Annotated in this window: 24 protein-coding genes and 1 pseudogene; 15 read left to right on the top strand and 10 right to left on the bottom strand. The window is 65.1% G+C overall.

The features are described 5' to 3' along the window. Nucleotides 1-79: 79 nt before the first annotated feature. From JQ566_RS14740 to dnaQ, 4 genes are read left to right on the top strand one after another with little or no spacing between them, the layout of a single operon-like run. Nucleotides 80-919 carry a pyruvate, water dikinase regulatory protein gene (locus tag JQ566_RS14740; protein WP_212372980.1) on the top strand — a complete coding sequence of 280 codons (840 nt, stop codon included), beginning with the start codon at nt 80-82 and terminating at the stop codon, nt 917-919. Between the two features lie 8 nt (nt 920-927). Further along, nucleotides 928-1,536 (top strand): Maf family nucleotide pyrophosphatase, encoded by a 609-nt coding sequence (locus tag JQ566_RS14735; RefSeq protein ID WP_212372979.1) that lies wholly within the window; start codon nt 928-930, stop codon nt 1,534-1,536. Nucleotides 1,537-1,559: 23 nt separating this feature from the next. Continuing rightward, a complete protein-coding gene (coaE, locus tag JQ566_RS14730) occupies nt 1,560-2,159 on the top strand; it encodes a dephospho-CoA kinase (RefSeq protein ID WP_212373104.1) in 600 nt (199 codons plus the stop codon). A gap of 27 nt (nt 2,160-2,186) precedes the next feature. Further along, nucleotides 2,187-2,909: a DNA polymerase III subunit epsilon gene (dnaQ, locus tag JQ566_RS14725; protein ID WP_212372978.1), complete on the top strand. Its 723-nt coding sequence runs from the start codon at nt 2,187-2,189 to the stop codon at nt 2,907-2,909. Here the strand turns inward: dnaQ and secB are convergent. Then, entirely contained in the window at nt 2,900-3,385 is a 486-nt protein-coding gene (gene secB, locus JQ566_RS14720; RefSeq protein ID WP_212372977.1) for a protein-export chaperone SecB, read from the bottom strand. The genes dnaQ and secB overlap by 10 nt on opposite strands. 397 nt (nt 3,386-3,782) lie before the next feature. Here secB and JQ566_RS14715 point away from each other — a divergent pair, with 397 nt between their 5' ends. Genes JQ566_RS14715 through JQ566_RS14705 form a run of 3 tightly spaced genes read left to right on the top strand, consistent with a single transcriptional unit; the run spans nt 3,783 to nt 6,596 of the window. Continuing rightward, on the top strand, nt 3,783-4,490 hold the full coding sequence (locus tag JQ566_RS14715; RefSeq protein ID WP_212372976.1) for a Tim44/TimA family putative adaptor protein: 708 nt from the start codon (nt 3,783-3,785) through the stop codon (nt 4,488-4,490). Beyond that, nucleotides 4,468-6,009 (top strand): murein transglycosylase A, encoded by a 1,542-nt coding sequence (gene mltA / locus JQ566_RS14710; RefSeq protein ID WP_212372975.1) that lies wholly within the window; start codon nt 4,468-4,470, stop codon nt 6,007-6,009. Before JQ566_RS14715 ends, mltA begins: the two co-directional genes overlap by 23 nt. Beyond that, nucleotides 6,006-6,596 (top strand): Smr/MutS family protein, encoded by a 591-nt coding sequence (locus tag JQ566_RS14705; protein ID WP_212372974.1) that lies wholly within the window; start codon nt 6,006-6,008, stop codon nt 6,594-6,596. Before mltA ends, JQ566_RS14705 begins: the two co-directional genes overlap by 4 nt. A gap of 35 nt (nt 6,597-6,631) precedes the next feature. Here the strand turns inward: JQ566_RS14705 and JQ566_RS14700 are convergent, their stop codons facing one another. The 5 genes from JQ566_RS14700 to hslV form a co-directional block, all read right to left on the bottom strand. Continuing rightward, the gene (locus tag JQ566_RS14700) at nt 6,632-7,756 is read right to left on the bottom strand and encodes a hypothetical protein (RefSeq protein ID WP_212372972.1); all 1,125 of its coding nucleotides are present in this window, start codon (nt 7,754-7,756) and stop codon (nt 6,632-6,634) included. A gap of 28 nt (nt 7,757-7,784) precedes the next feature. Beyond that, nucleotides 7,785-9,089 (bottom strand): ATP-dependent protease ATPase subunit HslU, encoded by a 1,305-nt coding sequence (hslU, locus tag JQ566_RS14695; protein WP_212372970.1) that lies wholly within the window; start codon nt 9,087-9,089, stop codon nt 7,785-7,787. Between the two features lie 53 nt (nt 9,090-9,142). After that, entirely contained in the window at nt 9,143-9,775 is a 633-nt protein-coding gene (locus JQ566_RS14690; protein WP_212372968.1) for a DUF2585 domain-containing protein, read from the bottom strand. Next, nucleotides 9,772-10,257 (bottom strand): GNAT family N-acetyltransferase, encoded by a 486-nt coding sequence (locus JQ566_RS14685; protein ID WP_212372966.1) that lies wholly within the window; start codon nt 10,255-10,257, stop codon nt 9,772-9,774. Before JQ566_RS14685 ends, JQ566_RS14690 begins: the two co-directional genes overlap by 4 nt. 183 nt (nt 10,258-10,440) lie before the next feature. Further along, the gene (gene hslV / locus JQ566_RS14680; RefSeq protein WP_212372964.1) at nt 10,441-11,001 is read right to left on the bottom strand and encodes an ATP-dependent protease subunit HslV; all 561 of its coding nucleotides are present in this window, start codon (nt 10,999-11,001) and stop codon (nt 10,441-10,443) included. 192 nt (nt 11,002-11,193) lie between these two features. Here hslV and hisB point away from each other — a divergent pair, with 192 nt between their 5' ends. The 8 genes from hisB (at nt 11,194) to JQ566_RS14640 (ending at nt 16,302) form a co-directional block, all read left to right on the top strand. Next, the gene (hisB, locus tag JQ566_RS14675) at nt 11,194-11,787 is read left to right on the top strand and encodes an imidazoleglycerol-phosphate dehydratase HisB (RefSeq protein WP_212372962.1); all 594 of its coding nucleotides are present in this window, start codon (nt 11,194-11,196) and stop codon (nt 11,785-11,787) included. A 64-nt stretch (nt 11,788-11,851) separates the two neighbouring features. Then, entirely contained in the window at nt 11,852-12,382 is a 531-nt protein-coding gene (locus JQ566_RS14670) for a DUF2628 domain-containing protein (protein WP_212372960.1), read from the top strand. Next, nucleotides 12,379-13,029, top strand: coding sequence for an imidazole glycerol phosphate synthase subunit HisH (gene hisH / locus JQ566_RS14665; RefSeq protein WP_212372958.1), 651 nt, complete (start codon nt 12,379-12,381; stop codon nt 13,027-13,029). The genes JQ566_RS14670 and hisH overlap by 4 nt, the downstream gene beginning before the upstream one ends. Continuing rightward, a complete protein-coding gene (gene hisA, locus JQ566_RS14660) occupies nt 13,026-13,760 on the top strand; it encodes a 1-(5-phosphoribosyl)-5-[(5-phosphoribosylamino)methylideneamino]imidazole-4-carboxamide isomerase (protein ID WP_212373102.1) in 735 nt (244 codons plus the stop codon). Before hisH ends, hisA begins: the two co-directional genes overlap by 4 nt. A 10-nt stretch (nt 13,761-13,770) precedes the next feature. Next, a complete protein-coding gene (hisF, locus tag JQ566_RS14655; protein ID WP_131870592.1) occupies nt 13,771-14,544 on the top strand; it encodes an imidazole glycerol phosphate synthase subunit HisF in 774 nt (257 codons plus the stop codon). A gap of 89 nt (nt 14,545-14,633) precedes the next feature. Next, nucleotides 14,634-14,960 (top strand): phosphoribosyl-ATP diphosphatase, encoded by a 327-nt coding sequence (locus JQ566_RS14650; RefSeq protein ID WP_100233258.1) that lies wholly within the window; start codon nt 14,634-14,636, stop codon nt 14,958-14,960. A gap of 21 nt (nt 14,961-14,981) precedes the next feature. Then, nucleotides 14,982-15,938 (top strand): type I pantothenate kinase, encoded by a 957-nt coding sequence (gene coaA / locus JQ566_RS14645; RefSeq protein WP_212372956.1) that lies wholly within the window; start codon nt 14,982-14,984, stop codon nt 15,936-15,938. Nucleotides 15,939-16,062: 124 nt separating this feature from the next. Further along, nucleotides 16,063-16,302 (top strand): hypothetical protein, encoded by a 240-nt coding sequence (locus tag JQ566_RS14640; RefSeq protein ID WP_212372954.1) that lies wholly within the window; start codon nt 16,063-16,065, stop codon nt 16,300-16,302. A gap of 67 nt (nt 16,303-16,369) precedes the next feature. On the opposite strand, the gene JQ566_RS14635 is transcribed toward JQ566_RS14640, so the two are convergent. From JQ566_RS14635 to JQ566_RS14620, 4 genes and pseudogenes are all read right to left on the bottom strand, one after another. Beyond that, nucleotides 16,370-17,428 carry an AI-2E family transporter gene (locus JQ566_RS14635; protein ID WP_212372953.1) on the bottom strand — a complete coding sequence of 353 codons (1,059 nt, stop codon included), beginning with the start codon at nt 17,426-17,428 and terminating at the stop codon, nt 16,370-16,372. Between the two features lie 282 nt (nt 17,429-17,710). Continuing rightward, nucleotides 17,711-19,934 (bottom strand): annotated as a pseudogene (locus tag JQ566_RS14630) (ATP-binding protein); the annotation flags it as partial. Between the two features lie 117 nt (nt 19,935-20,051). Next, nucleotides 20,052-20,519: a hypothetical protein gene (locus JQ566_RS14625; protein WP_212372952.1), complete on the bottom strand. Its 468-nt coding sequence runs from the start codon at nt 20,517-20,519 to the stop codon at nt 20,052-20,054. 110 nt (nt 20,520-20,629) lie between these two features. Continuing rightward, nucleotides 20,630-22,168 carry a YifB family Mg chelatase-like AAA ATPase gene (locus tag JQ566_RS14620; protein WP_212372951.1) on the bottom strand — a complete coding sequence of 513 codons (1,539 nt, stop codon included), beginning with the start codon at nt 22,166-22,168 and terminating at the stop codon, nt 20,630-20,632. Nucleotides 22,169-22,307 lie beyond the last annotated feature (139 nt).

The raw sequence follows: 22,307 nt of genomic DNA, 5'->3' as shown, positions 1-22,307 counted from the left end.
TGGTGTCGCAGATCCCTTTCCGAGGGGTTAAGCTCCACAGAAATCCACAAACCACCCCAACGAAATTCAAAGGGTTTTTGTGCCGACCTCGAGCAATTATTTCCATCTGCACCTGGTCTCGGACTCCACGGGCGAGACGCTCATCACCGTGGCGCGCGCAGTTGCGGCCCAATACGCCAACGTGACGCCGGTCGAGCACGTCTATCCGCTGGTACGCAGTCAGAAGCAGCTCGACCGCGTGCTCGACGAGATCGAGGAAGCGCCGGGAATCGTGCTGTTCACGCTGCTCGAGAAGGATCTGGTCGCGAGACTCGAGGACAAGTGCAAGCAGATCAACGTTCCGAGCCTGTCGATCATCGGTCCGGTGATGCAGCTGTTCGAAGCCTATCTGGGCGCGGCGACCACGGGCCGCGTCGGCGCCCAGCACGTCCTCAACGCGGAATATTTCAAGCGCATCGACGCCTTGAATTACACGATGATTCACGACGATGGTCAGCACGTCGAAGGTCTCGACGAGGCCGACGTGGTGCTGGTCGGCGTGTCCCGCACCTCGAAGACGCCGACGTCGATCTATCTCGCCAATCGCGGCATCCGCACCGCCAACGTGCCGCTGGTTCCGGGCATCCCGGTGCCCTCGCAATTGGAGACGCTGACGCGGCCGCTGGTCGTCAGCCTGCACGCGACGCCGGAACGCCTGATCCAGATCCGTCAGAATCGCCTGCTCTCAATGGGGGCCGAATCCGGCAGCGATACCTATACCGACAAGCAGTCGGTCACCGAGGAGGTCGCGTTTGCTCGCAAGCTCAGCGCCAAGCATGACTGGCCGCTGCTGGACGTCACGCGGCGCTCGATCGAGGAAACCGCGGCGGCGATCATGAAGCTCTACAGCGATCGCCAGCGCAACCGGCCTTCGGAATAGTCTCCGCCATGGCTCTGTGGCGCGGCACATCCCCGTTGATCCTGGCCTCGCAAAGCAGCGCGCGCAAAATGCTGCTGGCCAATGCCGGGCTCGAATTCGAGGCCGTGACGGCCGATATCGACGAGCGCGGCATTCAGGCGAGCTCCAATCTCAGCAATCCGCGCGAGATCGCCCTGTTGCTGGCGCAAGAAAAGGCCAAGGCGGTTTCGGTGGGCCATCCGGGGAGCTACGTGATCGGCGCCGATCAGACATTGGCTCTTGGGATGGGTCTCTTCAACAAGCCTGCAGGCCGCGCCCAGGCGCTGGCGCAATTGCGGGATCTCGCCGGTCAGACGCACGAGCTGAATTCAGCCGTAGCCGTGGCGCAGGATGGCAGGATCCTGTTCGACTACGTTTCCGTGGCGCGCATGACCATGCGGCCAATGAGTGAAGCCGAGCTCTCGGCCTATCTCGACGCCGCCGGCGAGGCCGTGACCAGGAGCGTCGGGGCCTATCAGCTCGAGGGCCTCGGCATCCATCTGTTCGAGCGCATCGAGGGCGACCATTTCACCATTCTCGGCCTGCCGCTGCTGCCGCTGCTTGCGTTCCTGCGGAGTGAACAGCTAATTGCGGTGTGAATGACAGAGATGACTGGGCGCTGATGCGGATCCTGGGACTGACCGGCTCGATTGGGATGGGCAAATCCACCACCGCGAAATTGTTCGCGGAGGCCGGCGTCCCTGTCTACGATGCCGACGCCGCCGTGCATCAGCTCTATGAGGGTGAAGCTGCCCCCGCGATCGAGGCCGCCTTCCCCGGCACCACCGTGAACGGCAAGGTCGACCGGCAAAAACTGTCGGCGCGCGTCGTGCATGATCCTGCCGCGATCAAGCAGCTCGAGCAGATCGTTCATCCGATGCTCGGCGCCTCCCGGCAAAAGTTCTTTGCCGACGCCGAGGCCGCCAAGGCGCCGGTGGTTGTGCTGGACATTCCGCTGCTGTTCGAGACCGGCGGCGAGAAGCGGGTCGACGCGGTGGTCGTGGTGTCGACGTCGCCGGAGCTGCAGCGCGAGCGGGTGCTGGCGCGCGGCACGATGGACGAGGCGAAGCTCGATGCCATCATCGCCAAGCAGACGCCCGATGCCGAGAAGCGCAAGCGGGCCGATTTCGTGGTGGATACCTCACACGGACTTGAGCCGGTGCGCGCTCAAATCAAGCACATCCTGGCCGAGGTCGTTAAGATGCCGCAGCGGCGAGCCTGATTCGCCGTCTCACACGGCCTCCCGATCATGCGCGAAATCGTCCTCGACACCGAAACCACCGGCCTCGATCCGCTTCGCGGCGATCGTCTGGTCGAAATCGGCTGCGTCGAGATCCTCAATCGCATGCCGACGGGGCAGACGTATCACGTCTATATCAACCCTGAACGGGACATGCCGGCGGAAGCCTTTGCGGTGCACGGGCTGTCGGCCGAATTCCTGTCGACCAAGCCGCTGTTCCACGAGGTCGCCGATGCGTTTCTGGAGTTCATCGGTGATGCGCCGCTGGTGATCCACAACGCCTCGTTCGACATCGGCTTCATCAATGCCGAGCTCGACAAGATCAAGCGCGCGGCGATCCCGCGCGAACGGCTGGTCGATACGCTGTTGCTGGCGCGTCGCAAGCATCCCGGCGTGTCCAACCGGCTCGACGATCTCTGCTCGCGCTACGCCATCGACAATTCACGCCGCACCAAGCACGGCGCGCTGCTGGACGCCGAGCTGCTGGCTGAGGTCTATGTCGATCTGGTCGGGGCGCGGCAGTCGCAACTGCTGCTGGCTTCGGACACCCAGGAGCTTCGCGTCAGTGCGACCGGCGATGCGCCGCGGCGGCAGCGTTTGCAGCCGCTTGCGCCGCGGATTTCGGAGGCCGAGCGCGAGGCCCATCGGGCCTTCATCGCGACGATGGGCGACAAGGCGATCTGGAACGAGTACCTGCCCGCTCCAGCCGCAGCGGCGGCGGGTCAGGCCTGACCGGCTTGTCCCTGAGCGGCCATTTGCCGCTCCATATTCTGGCGATAAAGACCGACGAAGTCGACCGGATCCAGCATCAGGGGCGGGAACCCGCCGTCGCGCACTGCGGTCGCGATGATCTCGCGCGCGAACGGGAACAAGAGACGCGGACACTCGATCATGACCAGCGGGTGCAGGTTCTCCTTGGGCACGTTGACGATCCGGAACACGCCGGCATAGGCGAGCTCGAACGAAAACATCATCTTACCTGCAGTCTCGGCCTTGCCCTCGACCGACAACGTCACCTCGAACTCCTGTTCGCTGAGGTTGTTGGCGCTGACATTGATCTGAATGTTGATCTGCGGCGGCTGGCCCTGCTGCTGGAGCGAGCTCGGCGCGTTGGGATTTTCGAACGAGAGGTCCTTGGTATATTGCGCCAGCACGTTGAGCTGGGGAGCCTGGGCCGCCTCGGGAGGGGTGCCGTTACCGTTGGTCATGAAAGTCTCTCCTTACCCGATTGGGGCTGAATTTCGCGGCGGTTGGCTAACATAGGGCCGCCTCGTTCCACAAGGACGAACGGTCCCGGATCGGGGATCAGGGCCGCGCCCGCGCCTTGGACGTTCATCCTGCCTTTTCCGCGAAATTGCGCCTTAAACGATTGAAGATGCGCGATTTCCGGGCAGGAACGGGTTTCCCCTTAAGCATAAAACGCGCTACACTCGACGCTGTGCCAAAAGGCGCCATTGGCCGGGCAAGATTTCGTGCCTACATCCCACGGACCTGATGTGGATCCAGAATGGTGATGTAGACTTGCCGTTTCCGAAAGGAACGGTCTACTGGCCGGATTGATTTTCCCGGCAACGACCCCTGAAAAGACCAGAAAGCGAATACGACGTGGACATCTACACCATCATATTCCTGGCGCTGGCAGTCTTCATCTTCTTGAGACTGCGCAGCGTGCTGGGGCAGCGCACGGGCAACGAGCGGCCGCCGTTCGATCGGACCGCCGCCCGCAATGCGCTGGGGGGTGCCCAGGACAACAACGTCGTGACCATGCCGGGCAAGGTCATCGACCAGGCCCCGCTGGCGCCGACGGCCGAGCCGACCGCGCCCTCCGATCGCTGGAAGGAGCTGGCAGAGCCGGGCACTGCGCTGGCGCAGGGCCTCGACGCCATCGTCGAGAAGGATTCCAGCTTCGACCCGCGCCATTTCCTGTCGGGCGCCCGCGGCGCCTACGAGATGATCGTGCTGGCCTTCGCCAATGGCGACCGCCGCGCGCTGCGCGACCTGTTGTCGTCGGAGGTCTATGAGAGCTTCGACGCCGCGATCAGGGAACGCGAGAAGAACGAGCAGAAGACCGAGACGCGCTTCGTCTCGATCGACAAGGCCGAGCTCGTCGGCGCCGAGCAGCGCGACCGCACCGCCCAGCTCACTGTGCGCTTCGTTTCGCAGATGATCTCGGCCACCCGCGACAAGGCCGGCAACATCGTCGACGGCAGCGCCGACACGGTCGCCGACATCACCGACATCTGGACCTTCGCCCGCGACACCTCCTCTCGCGATCCGAACTGGAAGCTGGTTGGCACCGGAAGCGCGAATTAAGACTTTCCTGAAGACCGGCGCGACGGCGCTTTGCGCAGGTGCCGTCGTGCTGTCGTCGTTTTCCCTCGGCGCCGAGGCGGCGCGGCGCCACCATCGCAGCCATCGCCATCATCTGCCGCAAGTACCTGCCGCTCCGCCGCGGGCCTTGCCCTATCCGCAGCTCTCCCTGCCGTTCGAGATCTCAGGCGCGCAATATCTGCCGCTGCCCTGGGCGGACGTGAAGGGTTGGGGCGACGACGATCATCTCGCCGCCTACAAGACCTTCCGCGCCAGCTGCCGGTCGATCAATGCGCAGAACGGCGCGGCCGAACCCAAGGTCGAATCCAAGGCTTTGGGCGCCTCGCTGAGCGAGCCTTGCCGGTCTGCCAAAACGCTCGATCTCTCCGACGATGCCAAAGCGAAGACCTTCTTCGAGGAGAACTTTGCGCCGCTGCGGATCTCGCGCCTCGGCGAGCCCGATGGTTTCGTCACCGGCTATTACGAGCCGGTGCTGGAGGGATCGCGCACGCAGACCGACGTCTACAACGTGCCGATCTATCGCCGTCCCTCGAATCTGTTCGTGCGCGGCTACAAGCAGGATTCGGTCAGCCTGCCCAACAAGGGCCCGGTCTATCGCAAGATCGGCCGCCGCAAGCTGGTGCCCTATTATGACCGTGGCGAGATCGAGGACGGCAAGATCGCCGGCCGCGGGCTGGAGATTGCCTGGCTGAAGGACCCGACCGAACTCTTGTTCGCCCAGATCCAGGGCTCGGCGCGGATCAAGTTCGAGGACGGCGGCACGGTTCGGCTCAATTACGACGCCTATAACGGCTATCCCTACACGGCCGTCGGTCGCATCCTGATCGAGCGCGGCATCATCCCGAAAGAGGAGATGTCGATGCAGAAGATCAGGGAGTGGATGGCGCAAAACCCTGACGGCGCCAAGGAGCTGCGCCGGCAGAACCGCGCCTACATCTTCTTCCGCGAGGTCAACCTCTCCGACAAGGACGAGGCGGTGGGTGCGCAGGGCATTCCGCTGACGGCCGGACGCTCGATCGCGGTCGACAAATCGCTGCATGTCTACGGCACGCCATTCTTCATCGAGGGCGAGCTGCCGATCGAGTCAGAGCGCGCCAAGACGCCGTTCCACCGGCTGATGATCGCGCAGGACACCGGCTCGGCCATCATCGGGCCTGCGCGTGCCGATCTGTTTTTCGGGGCTGGCCAGGAAGCAGGCCGCATCTCCGGGCGGCTGCGCCACCCCATGCATTTCGTGATGCTGGTGCCGAAGAGCCTCGATCCTGCCCCGCGCGCCGCGAAGCTGCCGATACCGGACCCCAGGCCCTCGGAGAAGATCGCAAAGCTGTTTCCGCAAACCGGTCCGGCCAAGACGGGCACGCCTGTTGCCGCCGCGGCGCAAGGCAAGAACGAAACGGTCGCCATCGCCGATCCCGTTCCGCTACCGGTGCCGCGTCCCGCGATCGAGCCCGCCTCGGAGCCGCGTCGACCGGTGAAGAATCGTCCTCATCGCCAGCAATGAAACGATCGTCCCGTCCGCCCGTGCTGGAGCCTCGCCCCTCGCCGCGCCGCCGCGCGCTGAGCGAGGAGGAGCGCGAGCTGTGGGACCTCGTTTCGAAACAGGTCAAGCCGCTGCGGAAGCATCGCGTGGCGAAGGCGCATGCCACCCCGCGCGCCGAGTCTTCGTCCGGGACCCAGGTGACCAGGCCTTCGCCACCGGCAAGGCCGGTTGCCGCTGCACCGGCGCCTCGTGTCGCCAGGCCGACTGTCCCGCCCTTGGCGCCGCTCGGCAAGCGCGAGCGGACAAAGCTCTCGCGCGGCCGCAGCGAGATCGAGGCACGGCTCGATCTGCACGGCATGACCCAGACTCGCGCCCATCGCGCGCTGGCCGGTTTCCTGCACCGCGCCCATCAGGACGGCCTGACCTTCGTGCTCGTCATCACCGGCAAGGGCCGCAGCGGCGGCGAGAGCGGCGTGCTCCGCCGCCAGGTGCCGGAGTGGCTCAGCCTGCCCGAATTCCGCACCTTCGTCGTCGGCTTCGAGACCGCGCATATCGGCCACGGCGGCGAGGGCGCGCTGTATGTCCGGATCAGGCGGGCGCGAGGTTAGTGGCCCCAACGCGTGCGGGAGAGGGAGCGCACCTTCTAAAACGGACGAATGATTCCGACACGCGGGATCAGCGTGAGTATCACCCCGAAGATATTCGTCTTCCGGTCCTCCGTCGGAATCAGCGCAGCTTCCTGCTTTGCCGGCAGCATCTTCACCGCATGCAGGATCAGGAACATGCAGACCGCCCAGTTCGAGATCCAGCGTGAATAGTCGAACACCATCGCGAACATCACGAGATAAGCGAGGCTGATGCCGATCAGCGCTGCGATGACGAGCCGCTTGTGCATCTCGCTCACGAGCGCGCCGATCAGGCGCGCGAGATAGCGCCACAGCGGCGTATGCAGCCAGATCAGCAGTACGAACACGGGCACGCCGAGAATGTTGTGCGGCAGGCGGCCCCAGGTGTCGGCAACCTCCTTCGCCAGCGGCTGGTACCAGATGTAGGCGAATTGCAGCAAGTCGGTGCGCGACGGGTCGGCCATCCGGCTCTTCAGATACGCGACGAAATCCGCCTCAGGGATCGGCATCGTTCCCAGGAATTGCGCCGCAAAGAACAGCGCGGAGACGATAAGCAAGGCAACGGCGCCGAAAGCGACGTTGCTGCGGCTGCTGCCGTAGGTCAGGTAATGCCTGATCGCGACGATGGCGATGATCGTCGGCACATACATCAAGAGATGAATGTGATGGATCAGCACCAGCACGATCGAGAACAGCGCGGCCGTGGCAACGAACAGCAGCGAGCCCGCCGGCATCAGCAGCAGCACGATCGCCAGCGCGCAGCCATAGATATCGAAATGGCCGAGCGTGTGCATGAAGTTCTTGAGGAAGAACGGCGAGCCTGCGGTGAAGACGAACAGCGGCAGCGTTCTTGCGGTGAAGCCGAACGTCTTCTGAAACAGTTTTGCATAAAGCCCGAGCGTCACCAGCCAGGTCGCTCCGCCGAGCGCGAACACCAGCCAGACCGGCACCTTCGCCGTGAATAGCGCGACGGCTGCCCCGATCAGCGCGCGCTTGATGAAGCCGAAATGATAGTCGACGAGGAGGTGGATGTAAGGGACGTAAGGCGGCAGCTGGATCTTGTGAATGAACACGCCGACGAGGACGACGACGTTGATCGCGAGCAGGAGGCGCCAGGGGTTTTGCAGGATTCGTACGGTCACGCCGCATCAATAGCGTGACCGCCCCGAATTACAAAATGAACCGGCTCAGATCCGCGTTCTTGGCGAGGTCGCCGATGTGCTTTTGCACGTAGTCCGCATCGAGCCGGATGGTCTCGCCGTTGCGGTCCGGGGCGGTGAAGGAGATCTCGTCCAGCACCCGCTCCATCACGGTCTGGAGCCGCCGGGCGCCGATGTTCTCGACGGTGGAATTGACGGCGACCGCAATGTCGGCCAGCGCATCGATGGCGCCGTCGGTGATGTCGAGCGTCACGCCCTCGGTCTGCATCAGGGCGACATATTGCTTGATCAGCGAGGCCTCGGGCTCGGTCAGGATGCGGCGCATGTCGTCGCGGGTCAGGGCCTGCAGCTCGACGCGGATCGGCAGGCGGCCCTGTAGTTCCGGCAGCAGGTCGGATGGTTTTGCGACGTGGAAGGCGCCGGAGGCGATGAACAGGATGTGGTCGGTCTTCACCGCGCCGTGCTTGGTCGAGACCGTGGTGCCTTCGATCAGCGGCAGGAGATCGCGCTGCACGCCCTCGCGCGAGACGTCGCCGCCGACGCGGCCGTCGCGGGCGCAGATCTTGTCGATCTCGTCCAGGAACACGATGCCGTTGTTCTCGACCGCGCTGATCGCTTCCAGCGTCAGCTGCTCGGTGTCCAAGAGCTTGTCGGATTCCTCGTTGACGAGGATCTCATGCGAGCTCTCGACTGTCAGCCGCCGCGTCTTGCTGCGGCCGCCCAGCTTGCCGAAGATGTCGCCGATCGAGATCGCGCCCATCTGCGCGCCCGGCATGCCCGGGATCTCGAACATCGGCATGCCGCCGCCGGACGACTGCGTCTCGATCTCGATTTCCTTGTCGTTCAATTCGCCGGCGCGCAGCTTTTTGCGGAACGATTCCCGCGTGGCGGAGCTCGCATTGGCGCCGACCAGCGCGTCGAGCACGCGCTCCTCGGCGGCGAGCTGCGCGCGCGCCTGCACGTCCTTGCGCTTCCTCTCGCGCACCTGCGCGATCGCGACCTCGACGAGATCGCGCACGATCTGCTCGACGTCGCGGCCGACATAGCCGACCTCGGTGAACTTCGTCGCTTCCACCTTCAGGAACGGCGCATTCGCAAGCTTGGCAAGCCTCCGCGCGATTTCCGTCTTGCCGACGCCGGTGGGGCCGATCATCAAAATGTTCTTCGGCAGCACCTCTTCGCGCAAGGAGCCGTCGAGCTGTTGCCGGCGCCAGCGGTTGCGCAGCGCGATCGAGACGGCGCGCTTGGCGTCGTCCTGGCCGACGATGAAACGGTCGAGTTCGGAAACGATTTCGCGGGGGGAGAAGTCTGTCATGGCACCTTAGCTAGGGTCAGATGCGGGCCGGGACAAGCCGCTTTTTTCGATCGTCAGATGATCGGCGGGCCGGATTGCCATTGTTTCACGGCCTCGAGCGGATGGATCAGCATCAGGATATTGAGCGTCAGATTGTCGCGAATGTGGAGCGCCAGCATGATCTCGAAGGCGAGTCCGAGCAGGACGGTCGCGGTGACGGGCAGCATGCGGGCAGCAAGGAACCCCAGGATCATGGCCAGATTGTCCGAGACTGAATTGACGATGCTGTCGCCGTAATAATCCAGCGAGATCGTGCCCGCGCGGTAGCGCTCGATGATGAAGGGCGAGTTCTCGACGATCTCCCAGGCGCCTTCGATCAGCATGGCGATGATCAGCCGGGCCGGCCAGGACAAACTTCGAAAAGACAAAGGCAGGAACGGCAGCCTTGCGAACAGCAACCAGGTCAGGCCGTAGAACAGGAAGCCGTGCAGCACGTGCGAAAAGCTGTACCAGTCGGCGATCTGCTGGGAATTCTCCGAGCTGTTCACCACGCCATGCCAGAGCTTGATGGTGCCGCAGGTGCAGATCGGCACCCGCCCCATCGCGAACAGGATCGAGGCCTGTAGTGCCAGCAGCAGCAGCGCGATGCCGGCCCAGGCGAGCGGCGGGACCGCGACCTTGCTGTCGCTCGTCTGCACCAGCGTCACGGTTCGCGCACCATCAGCAGTGCCGGACCGTCCGGCGTCTCGACCATGCGGTCGCGGATGAATCCCGCCTTCTCGTAAGCGCGTATCGCGCGCAGGTTCAGCGGGTCCGGATCGGTGACCATGCGCGGCAGAGCATGCCGAAAACGTTCATCGACGAATTGGCGAATGAACGCCGAGCCGTGGCCGCGCGCGATCATGTCGCCGGCGCCGATGAACAGGTCGATCCCACGCGTGCCCTCCGGTTGCGGCCCGAAGCCCGTATTCCAGGCGGTCAGGCGGTAGCACTGAAGATAGCCGAAGGGCTTGTCGCCGGCCAATACGATGAACTGGTCCATCGCTGGCTCGTCGAGATCGCCGCTGACGAGTGCAAACTGCTCATCCGGATCGCCCCACCACTCCCGCACATGGGCCTCGCCCAGCCAGCGCCGGATCAGCGGCAGGTCGGCCGTGCTCATCGGGTGGAAGGTGTAGGTGGTGGCCATTTAGTTACCACGGCGGTGCTGCGCCCCCTCGCCCGCTTGCGGGAGAGGGTCGGGGGGAGGGTGTCTCGGCAACGGGATAGCCTCCCAGAGGAAAGAGCCCTCACCCGCGCCTTTGGCGCGACCTCTCCCGCAAGCGGGCGAGGTTGCAGCCAGTCCGGAGCTCGGCCGTTCAGCCGCAAAGCCCTACCCGCTCGCCAGGCTCTCGATGGTCACATTCCGGTTGGTGTAGACGCAGATGTCGGCGGCGATGTCGAGGGAGCGGCGGACGATGGTCTCGGCGTCCTTGTCGGTGTCGAGCAGGGCGCGCGCCGCGGCCAAAGCGTAGTTGCCGCCGGAGCCGATCGCCATCACGCCGGCCTCGGGCTCGAGCACGTCGCCGGTGCCCGTCAGCACCAGGGAGACGTCCTTGTCGGCCACGATCATCATGGCCTCCAGACGCCGCAGATACCGGTCGGTGCGCCAGTCCTTGGCGAGCTCGACCGCGGCCCGGGTCAGCTGCCCCGGATATTGCTCGAGTTTGGCCTCCAGTCGCTCAAACAGGGTGAAGGCGTCGGCCGTGGCGCCGGCGAAGCCGCCGATCACATCGCCCTTGCCGAGCTTGCGGACCTTTTTGGCGTTGGACTTGATCACGGTCTGGCCGATCGAGACCTGGCCGTCGCCGCCGACCACCACCTTGCCGCCCTTGCGGACCGTCAAGATCGTGGTGCCGTGCCAGTGAGGCGAGCTGTTCTGGGAAGCCTGCATGAGTGACCCTCGTTGTCCGGCCTGATTTAGGCGGTCAGGGCTGGGCGCACAACGGGCCGCTCCGGGCCCAATTTCGCTCACCATAGGCAGAAGTAGGGCCCCGGCCAGCCGTTCCCGCAGTAGCGAAGGCGTCATTTGGCTGTTAAAAGACCGCCGTTTTCGGCTCCAAGCCAGGATGAAAGCCAGCTTTCAATGCGCACCGCGACGATCAAGCGCAAGACCAAGGAAACCGACATCGAGGTCACCGTGAACCTCGATGGCACCGGCGCGGCCAATATCGCGACCGGCATCGGCTTTTTCGACCATATGCTCGATCTTCTCGCCCGCCATTCCCGCATCGACCTCACGGTCAAGGCGGTGGGCGATCTGCACATTGATTATCACCATACCACCGAAGACACCGGCATTGCGCTTGGCCAGGCGGTCAAGCAGGCGCTCGGCAACATGGCGGGTATCACCCGCTATGCCGGCGTGCACATGCCCATGGACGAGACGCTGTCGCGCGTGGTCATCGACATCTCGGGCCGCCCGTTCCTGGTGTTCAAGGCCGACTTTCCCCGTGACAAGATCGGCGAGTTCGACACCGAGCTGGTGCGCGAATGGTTCCAGGCCTTCGCCATGAACGCCGGCGTGACTCTCCACGTCGAGACCCTATATGGCGATAACAGCCACCATATCGCCGAGTCCTGCTTCAAGGGTCTGGCGCGGGCGCTGCGCACCGCCGTTGCGATCGATCCGAAGGCGGCGGGCGAAATCCCGTCCACCAAGGGCTCGCTCGGCGGCTGACATCTCCGTCTTGCGGCGAACGCCGCCGGCGGCATCACTGAATTCCTAGGAACGGGGCATCGCCATGCCTGTCTACACAGTCCATGCTCCCTACCCTGCCGGAGCCGATCTGCGCGCGACCGACAAATTCGTCTTCGTGCGCGACGGCTTCCATTTCTGGGCGATGATCTTCGGTCCGCTCTGGCTGCTGTGGAATCGGCTGTGGCTGGTGCTGATCGGCTGGCTGGTCTTCATGGCGGCATTCCATGCCGGCCTCTCCAGCCTGGGTCTCGGCCGGAGCTCGATCTTCTTCGCCGACATCGTCGTCGCGCTGTTGACGGGGCTCGAGGCCTCCAGCCTGCGACGCTGGACATTGTCGCGCGGCAAGTGGCGGCAGCTCGACATCGTCGTCGCCGACGACCATGACACGGCCGAGCGCCGCTTCTTCGAGCGCTGGAGCCAGAAGCAGCAGGGCATCGCTGGCGATCAATGGGCCGTCGATCGCGGCGGTCCGCCGCCGACCCGCGGCGTGCCGGGTCAGCAGTTCTCGAACCCGCCGCCGATTCCGGCCGGCGGCATCATTGGATTGTTTCCAGAACCGGGAGGGTCAAGATGAGCGTCGCCATCATCGATTACGGTTCCGGCAATCTGCATTCCGCGGCCAAGGCCTTCGAGCGCGCCGCGCGCAGCCTGGAGAGCCCGCAAAAGGTCTTCGTCACCAGCGATCCGGACCAGGCCTACAGCGCCGACCGCCTGGTGCTGCCGGGCGTCGGCGCCTTCGCCGATTGCCGGCGCGGGCTGGATGCCGTCAACGGCATGGTCGAGGCGATCAACGAAGCGGTGCGCGTCAAGGCGCGGCCGTTCTTCGGCATCTGCGTCGGCATGCAGCTGATGGCGAGCCGCGGCAAGGAGCACGTCATCACCGAAGGCCTGAACTGGATCGGCGGCGACGTCGAGAAGATCACGCCGCGCGATGAAACCCTGAAGATCCCGCACATGGGCTGGAATACGCTCGAGGTGCTCAGGGAGCATCCGGTGCTGAACAAGCTGCCGCTCGGCCCCGGGGGCCAGCACGCTTATTTCGTGCACTCCTATCATCTCAACCCCGCCAGCGAGGCGGACGTGCTCGCCCGCGCCGATTACGGTGGGCCCGTCACCGCGATCGTCGCGAAGGACACCGCCATCGGGACCCAATTCCACCCCGAGAAGAGCCAGCGCTTCGGGCTGGCCCTGATCTCGAACTTCTTGCGATGGAAACCGTGATTCTCTTCCCCGCGATCGATCTCAAGAACGGCCAGTGCGTGCGCCTCGAGCAAGGCGACATGGCGCGCGCGACCGTTTTCAATCTCAATCCCGCAGCCCAGGCGCAGAGCTTTGCCGAGCAGGGCTTTGAGTATCTCCACGTCGTCGATCTCGACGGTGCCTTCGCCGGCAAGCCGGTGAATGCCGAGGCTGTCGAGGCGATGCTGAAGACGATCAAGATCCCGGTGCAGCTCGGTGGCGGCATTCGCGATCTCAAGACCGTCGCAGCCTGGCTCGACAAGGGCATCACCCGCGTCATCATCGGCACCGCCGCGGTGCGCGATCCCGAGCTGGTGAAGGCTGCGGCGAAGCAATTCCCCGGCCGCGTCGCGGTCGGGCTCGATGCCCGGGACGGCAAGGTCGCGGTCGAAGGCTGGGCCGAGACCTCGCAGGTCACGGTGCTGGAAATCGCAAAGCGTTTCGAGGATGCCGGCGTTGCCGCCATCATCTTCACCGACATCGCGCGGGACGGCCTGCTCAAGGGCCTGAACCTCGATGCGACGATTGCGCTGGCCGACGCCATCTCCATTCCCGTGATCGCTTCCGGCGGCCTCGCTTCGATCGAGGACGTCAAGGCGATGCTGACGCCACGCGCCAGGAAGCTCGCCGGCGCGATCGCCGGCCGTGCGCTCTACGACGGCCGGCTCGATCCCGCCGCCGCCCTCACCTTGATCCGCAACGCGCGCGCCTAGGAGCTGACCCATGTTCAAGGTGCGCGTGATCCCCTGCCTCGACGTCAAGGACGGCCGCGTCGTCAAAGGCGTCAACTTCGTCGACCTGCGCGATGCCGGCGATCCCGTCGAAGCCGCGATCGCCTATGACGCCGCCGGCGCCGACGAACTCACCTTCCTCGACATCACCGCGACCCATGAGAACCGCGGCATCATGCTGGACGTGGTCCGGCGCACGGCCGAGGCCTGCTTCATGCCGGTCACCGTCGGCGGCGGCGTGCGCGAGGTCAACGACATCAAGACGCTGCTGCGCGCCGGCGCCGACAAGGTCTCGATCAACAGCGCCGCGGTGGCGCGGCGCGAGTTCGTCAAGGAAGCTGCCGAAAAATTCGGCGAGCAATGCGTGGTGGTGGCGATCGATGCCAAGCGGGTGAAGCGCCCGGGCGGCGACCGCTGGGAGATTTTTACCCATGGCGGCCGCAATTCCACCGGTATCGATGCCATCGAATATGCCCAGGAAGTGGTCGCGCTCGGCGCCGGTGAAATCCTGCTCACCTCGATGGACCGCGACGGCACCCGGCAAGGTTTCGACATTCCGCTGACCCGTGCGATCGCCGACAGCATTCCCGTTCCGGTGATCGCCTCGGGCGGCGTCGGCAATCTCGACCATCTCGTCGACGGTATCCGCGACGGGCACGCCACCGCCGTGCTGGCCGCCTCGATCTTCCACTTCGGGGAATTCACCATTCGCGAAGCCAAGGAGCACATGGCGCGGCGCGGGCTGCCGATGCGCCTGGATGCCTGACGACTCCGGTTCATAACAATGCTACATTGGCAGACGGGAATGGCCGCCGTGGCCAAATGTGTTGCCAAGCGTGTTTCTGAGTAAGTCCGATGCCGCGTTTCACGATCCATGATCTGGCCGAGACCATCGACGCCCGCGCGGCTTCCGGTGGCGAAGCGTCCTATACCCGCAAGCTTCTCGACAAGGGCGCCGAACATTGCGCCAAGAAGTTCGGCGAGGAAGCAGTCGAAACCGTAATCGCTGCAGTCGAAAACGATCGCGCGCATCTGATCGCTGAAAGCGCCGATCTGCTCTATCATTTCCTTGTGCTGCTCAAGGCCCGCGGCGTAAAGCTGGAAGAGGTCGAAGCCGCGCTGGACAAGCGGACGAATATGTCAGGGCTGGAAGAGAAGGCGTCGCGCAAGGGCGGCAACTAGCCGAGGTGGAGAGGTCGCGTCATGGATATCCGCGCACCGGAGCAGCAATATAATCCGTACCGCGTTTATACGCGCGAGGAATGGGCGCGCCTGCGCGACGATACGCCGATGACGCTGGAGCCTGGCGAGTTCGACCGGCTGCGCTCGCTGCACGATCGCCTCGACCTGCAGGAGGTCGAGGACATTTATCTTCCGCTGTCGCGCCTGTTGTCGATCTACGTCGATGCGATGCAGCGGCTGTATTACGCGGAGCGCCAGTTCCTCAACATCCGCGACCGCAAGGTGCCCTATATCATCGGCGTCGCCGGTTCGGTCGCGGTCGGAAAGTCCACCACGGCCCGCGTGCTCCAGGCGCTGCTGGCGCGCTGGTCGCCGCGTCCGAAGGTCGACCTGATCACGACCGACGGTTTTCTTTACCCGAAGGCCCTGCTCGAACAACAGGGCATCCTGCAGAAGAAGGGCTTTCCGGAGAGCTACGACCTGCCGCTGCTGCTGAGCTTCCTCTCCGACATCAAGTCCGGCCGCCGCCATGTGCGTTCGCCCGTATATTCACACTTGACCTACGACATCGTGCCGAACGAATGGTCCGAGATCGACCAGCCCGACATCCTGATCGTCGAGGGTGTCAACGTGCTGCAAACCGGCAAGCTGCCGCGCGACGGCAAGGCAGTGCCCGTGGTTTCCGACTTTTTCGATTTCTCGGTCTATATCGACGCCGACGAAGCGGCGCTGCGGCAATGGTACATCAAGCGCTTCCTGGCGCTCCGCGACACCGCATTCACAGATCCAAAGTCCTATTTCCACCGCTACGCGCTGTTGTCGGACGAGGAAGCCACGGCTACTGCCACTGCGATTTGGGAGCGCACCAACCTCGCCAATCTCGAAGACAATATCTTGCCGACCCGTCCGCGCGCGACGCTCATCCTGAAGAAGGGCGCAGATCACGCAGTGGAGAGCGTGGCGCTCAGGCGGCTGTAATCGCGCCGATGGACGTGGGCCCGAGTTAAATCCGGGCCTTAGCTCATTCTTCAGACTGAGTATCTTTCGTTGCAGACCAACGAAGGGTATTCCGTTATGGCCTTCGAGAACGCGAGGAGGCCCCATGGTTGATCGTCTCAGAAACGCCGCGGAGCAGCTGGAAGCACCGGTCTGCTCGGACTGCCATATCGAGATGAAGTGGTTCCGCTCGGAACTGCTCGCGGACGAGCCGACCCCGATCATCGCGCATCTCTTCGTGTGCCCGCACTGCAAGCGCACGGCGCGGGCTGACACCATCTTCCGGGGAAGCCAGGCGACGCCGGACAAGCTGTCTGCGCCGCGCTTTATTGCCTATGCTGCATAACGTTCCGGGTCGGCCGGATCCCAGGCCCGGCTGGTGCCCATCGCCCACTCCAGGCTCGGAATGACGATCATTTTCGGGCTCCCTGTTGCGCCTTCGAGACGACGAAGATGTGCCACGTCGTCAGAAACATCGCGGCGACGAGCGGGCCGATGACAAAGCCGTTCGCTCCGAAGGTCGCAAGGCCGCCCAAGGTGGCAAGCAGCACGACATAGCTTGGCATCTGGATCGACTGGCCGACCAGGATCGGGCGGAGAAAATTGTCCGCAAGCCCAATCACGAAGGTGCCGAAAGCGAGCAGGATCAGGCCCTTCGTGACTGCGCCTGCCACAAGCAAATAGAGTGCGACCGGAACCCAAGCCAGGGCGGAGCCGAGCACGGGCAGCAGCGAGACCAGCGCCATGAGCGCGCCCGCCAGCAGCGGCGCCGTCAGGCCGAGCAGCCAGAAGATGAGCCCGCCAAGCGCCCCCTGAATCAGGGCGACGAGAACGATTCCCTTGATCGTCCCGCGAACCGCCAGGGTGAACACATCGAGAATTTCGGCGGTGTGGCTCGGGCGCAGCGGGAGTGCGTCCCGAACGCGGGCGTTGAGCTCTTCGCCGTCGCGCAGCAGGAAGAACAGCAGGTACAACATCACGAGCAGGCTTGCGACGAACTCCAGCGTCACCTGACCGATGTTGAGCGCATGCCCGGCCAGCTGTTGGCCGGCAGGGACGACCAGACCCGACAGGCGTTCCTTCAGGGACGAAAGATCGATGCCGGCCAGGCGATCCAAGAGGGACGTAGCCCAGTCGGGCAGCGCGGATTTCAGCTGCTGCAGGGGATGAGTGAGGCTGATCTCCCCGCTCTGAACGCGCTGATACAGCTCCCCGCCCTGGTCGACGAGCGAAGCGATCACGATCGCCACGGGGATCAGGACCATCACGACCACCACGACGACGGTGACCAATGCGGCAAGGTTGGGCTTTCCCGGGAAGGATTTCAGGACCCATCGATAGAATGGGGCGAAGATGATGGCCAGCAGCGTGGCCCACAACAATGCGCCGGAGAACGGCCAAAGCACCCAGGCGAACGCAACGGAGATCGCGCCAAGCAGGATGAGGAATGAACGGTCTTCCGATGCTCTCACGTGTTCGCCAGCTCTTTACTCGTTCGTCAGACGACGTCCGTAGCACAACATCGTGGCGGAGCGGCAATCCGTGGCGGCCCATCGCCCCGTCACGCGAGCACTCGGCGATGCTGGTTGCCGGCAGCCCGGGCCGCGAGGTCCGTGACTGTTCTCGCGATATGGCGCGCCGCCTCCCTGCCCTTGTCGCTGAGCTGACGCCGGGCGTTCATGAGGATGGTGACGCGCAACGCGGCCGATTTCAATTACCGATTGTCGGCCGAAGGAGGTTCCCGTGAGGTTCGGGACTGTCAGATGCAGGGACGCGGCCCAGCTCGGCCAGTGCCTCCTCGAGCTTCTCCCGATCGAGCGGCTTGATCAGAAATCCGTTCATGCCCGCCTCGAAACAGGCATAGCGATCCTCCACCAGCGTGTTGGCGGTCAGCGCCAGGATCGGCGTGTGGTGACCGCCGGTGGCGGCCTCTTGCGCGCGGATGCGTTTTGTCGCCTCGATGCCGTCGAGCTGCGGCATCTGGATGTCCATCAGCACGAGATCGTAGGGCGTGCCGGCGGATGAGGCGGCGAGCCAGGATTCCAGCGCGGCCTCGCCGTGGACGGCGATGACGACGCGATGGCCGAGCTTGGTCAGCAGCGAGCGCATCAACAGGGCATTGATCTCGTTGTCTTCGGCGACGAGGATCGACAGGCCCTTCGCCGGTGCTGTGCGAGCGGATGCAGCCGACGGCTCCGGCGCGAGATCGGGCGAGGCGATCTCCGGCGTCAGGGCGAGGCGTGCGGCGAGCGAGGCCGCGCGCAGCGGCTTGACCAGAAACCCGGTGAAGGCCGGCGACAGCTTCTCGTGGCGCGAGCTCGACGTCAGCAGCACGAGGCGCTGCAACGCATGTGCGCGGGCGGCGTCACCCAGATGGTCGGCGATGGCAGGACCGATCGCGCGATCGATCAGCACCGCGTGCCATGAGCGTTCCGGCAGCAGTGCTTCGGCGACCGCCGCGTCCGCAACCAGGCAGGTCTGGCCGCCCCAGCGCTCGAGACGCCGCGCGATCAACGAGGCCTCGATGCCGTCGGCGACGAGGAGCATCGACTTGCCGGTGAGATCGGGGCTCGGAAATGCAGTCTGCCCGGCGCTGGCTCGCGATGGCGGAAGCGGCACGGCGACCTCGAAGGTCGAGCCCTTGCCCGGCTCGCTCGTGAGCGTGATCCGGCCGCCCATGCGCTTGACGATGCGCTCGCTGATGGCAAGGCCGAGCCCGGTGCCGCCATAGGTGCGGGCGACGCGCTCGTCGGCCTGCTCGAACTCGCGGAAGATGCGCTGCTGTGCTTCGGCTGCAATGCCGATGCCGGTATCGCGGACCAGGAAGCTGATCTCGTTCGGCCAGATGCCGGGCTCGACGATCAGCGCGACGCCGCCATTGCTTGTGAACTTGATGGCGTTGCCGGCGAGGTTCAGCAGCACCTGGCGCAGTCGCGCGGCGTCGCCGACCACTTCCAGCGGCAGGCGCTCGTCGACATAGGCGGCGATCTCGAGCGTCTTCGCCTGCGCGCGCGGCGCCAGCAGCTCGGTGATCTCCTCGACCAGGGTCGAGAGCGCGAAGGGGCGTTGATCGAGGTCGAGCTTGCCGGCCTCGATCTTGGAATAGTCGAGCAGTTCCTCGATCAGCGCCATCAAGGCTTCGCCCGAGGTTTTCACCGCCCTGGCATAGGTCGCCTGCTCCGGCGTCAGAGTGGTGTCGAGCAGGAGGCCGCCCATGCCGATGATGCCGTTCAGCGGCGTGCGGATCTCGTGCGAGGCCATCGCGAGGAAGCGCGATTTGGCGCGGTTGGCGGCATCGGCCTGGTCGCGCGCGTCGGACAATGCGCGTTCGGTCTCGGTCCGGTCGGTGACGTCGCGTCCCACGCTCTGCAATTCGGCGGGCTGGCCGGCATCGAGGCGGACATAGCCCTCGCGCCAGGCGATCCAGCGCGCGCCGAGCGGGGTTGCGATCTTCTGGTCGTGGATGCGCGTGCCGCTGCTCTCGCGGGTACTGTCGCCCTGCTCCAGCACGTCGAAATCGAAGCGCGTGCCGACCAGCGCGCTCCGCGCCTGTGCTGCAAGTAGGCAATAGGCCTCGTTGGCAAAGGTGATGCGGCCCTCTGTGTCGCGCAGCACGATGAGGTCGCCCTGCTGCTCGAACAGGCTGCGGGCGCGCTCTTCCGCTTCCTTCAGCTCCCAATTGCGGTCGATCAACGCCTCATTGTGGGCGGCGAGCGTCCGCAGCCGCTTGCCCACGAAGCGCAGGCGTATGCTCAGCGTCGCAAGGCCGAGGCAGGCGAGCGCGAACAGGAAGCTCGCGCCGATCGCAAAGGCATGGGGATCGTAGCCGGAATTCTCGGACCTGCTGCCGGACACGAAACCATAGGCGCCGCCGAACGTCGCCGAGAAGATCATGAAGGAGCGGATCGCGAAGGCTAGCCTGGGATGCTGCCGCCTGAAGCGGCGCATGCGCACCTTGATCCGGAACGTCCGACCCATCGCAACCGACCCTTGCCTGAAACCCCCGCCGCCGCGTGCGACGATGACCCGCCGACCTTGCGAACAGCTTGAGGTTTTGGCGCTGCCTCCAAACAGGGTTGACGAGGTGTTAACGGTTCAAAGCGAAGCCGCCTGGAAGCGGCCATGGCCGCCGCGGGCGCCGACGATCAGCGCCGCCGCCTCCTGATGCGAGAACGTCTTCGAGCGCACATAGATGCGGTAATCCGCCGGTCCTTCGCTGGAGAGATAGATCACCTGGCCGCCATCGACCGGCTGCGCGGCAATCGAGACCAGGCGGGTCGACGGATTGGCCTGGCAGGAGTCCGGCTCGGAGCCGAGGCCGTCGTCGACGACGGCGAAGTCCGCAGCGTCGGCATCGTCGGTGATCTGGACCCGCACCGTGGCCCGCGCAGGATCGTCGGTGAAGGCGACGTGGACGCCGGCGGTCCAGAACAGGGAGGTGAGCTCGACCGATGTTTCGCCCAGCGCGATGCAGGGATGCGAAACCGATCCGATCTCGGTGCGGGCGAACACCGCAGCCGCCAACAGGGGAACAGCCGAGGCCAGGAACTTGAAACGCAACATGACGCTCTACTCGCCAGGCCCTTGTGAACCTCACAACCGAAACGCGTTGGGCCTTATGGTTTGCAGAGCGTAAAGGAAACTCGTTACCGCCGGGTTGACGCGTGGAATGATCACGCCATCTGGCGCACATCCTCCGCGAGTGCGCGGTAGGACAGGGCTTCGGCGAGGTGCAGCCGGCCGATCTTGTCGGCGTGATCGAGGTCGGCGAGCGTGCGCGCCACCCGCAGCACGCGGTGATAGCCGCGCGCCGACAGCCGCATGGTCTCGGCGGCGTCGCGCAGCAGCTTGGCGCCTTGCGCATCCGGCTTTGCGATCTCCTCCAGCACGGAGGCGGGCGCCTCGGCATTGGTGCGAATCTGGGGCAGGCCCGCATCCGCATAGCGCGCCAGCTGGATGTCGCGCGCCGCCGCCACGCGGGCGGCGACCTCGGCCGAACCCTCCGTCGGCGGCGGCAGGATCAGGTCGGCGGCAGTCACCGCCGGCACTTCGATGCGCAGGTCGATGCGGTCCATCAGAGGACCGGAGATGCGCGCCTGGTAATCGCCGGTGCAGCGGTCGATGCGGCCGCGCTTGCAGGCATAGCCGGGCTCGAACGCATTGCCGCAGCGGCAGGGATTCATGGCCGCGACCAGCATGAAGCGGGCAGGGTAGGTGACGCGGTGATTGGCGCGCGACACCGCGACCTCGCCGTTCTCCAGCGGCTGGCGCAGCGAATCCAGCACGCGCGGATCGAACTCCGGCAGCTCGTCGAGGAACAGCACGCCCTGATGCGCCAGCGAGATCTCGCCGGGCTTGGCGCGCACGCCGCCGCCGGTGAGCGCGGCCATGCTGGCGGAATGATGTGGCGAGCGGAACGGGCGCCGCGCCGTCAGCGCGCCGCCTTCGATCTCGCCGGCGACGGACGCGATCATCGAGACCTCGAGCAGCTCGCCCGGCGACAGCGGCGGCAGGATCGAGGGCAGGCGCGCGGCCAGCATCGATTTGCCGGCGCCGGGCGCGCCGATCATGAGCAAATGATGCCCGCCGGCGGCCGCGATCTCCAGCGCGCGCTTGGCGCTTTCCTGGCCCTTGATGTCGCGCAGATCGAGCGTGAAGGCGGGGGCTTCGTGCACCTTCGGCGAGGGCCGCGACAGCACCTGCGTGCCCTTGAAATGGTTGGCGATCTGGATCAGCGATTGTGCGGCGATGATCTGGATATCAGGGCTCGCCCAGGCCGCTTCGGAGCCGCAAGCCGCCGGGCAGATCAGCCCTTCCTCGCGCATATTGGCGCCGATCGCGGCGGGAAGGACGCCGGCCACCGGTGCGATCGAGCCATCAAGGCCGAGCTCGCCGAGCACGGTGAAGCCGGCCAGCGCATCCGGCGGGATCGCCCCGATCGCCGCCATCAGCCCGAGCGCGATCGGCAGGTCGTAATGGCTGCCTTCCTTCGGGACGTCGGCCGGGGCCAGATTGACGATGATCCGCCGCGCCGGCAACGCCAGCCCCGAGGCGATCAGCGCCGAGCGCACCCGCTCGCGCGCCTCCGACACCGCCTTGTCCGGCAGACCGACGATGGCGAAGGCCGGCAGGCCCGGGGCGACCTGCACCTGCACGTCGACCGCGCGGGCCTCGATCCCCTCAAAGGCGACGGTAGAAACCCGCTGAACCATGCTCAAACCAGCCTGCCCTTTCCTGCAATTAGGGGTAGCAGAGGGCTGCCGTTTTCGCAAGAACAATACGGGAACGATCTGCAGGAGGGCAGCGCAAATCCTAACCAGGCGTAAACGCGGCGCGGAGACTACGTCTCGA

The organism is Bradyrhizobium sp. SZCCT0231, from assembly GCF_018130245.1.
Taxonomy (GTDB): domain Bacteria; phylum Pseudomonadota; class Alphaproteobacteria; order Rhizobiales; family Xanthobacteraceae; genus Bradyrhizobium; species Bradyrhizobium japonicum_F.
The sequence above is the reverse complement of the archived record's forward strand: the minus strand, read 5'-3'. Positions and strand labels throughout refer to the sequence as shown.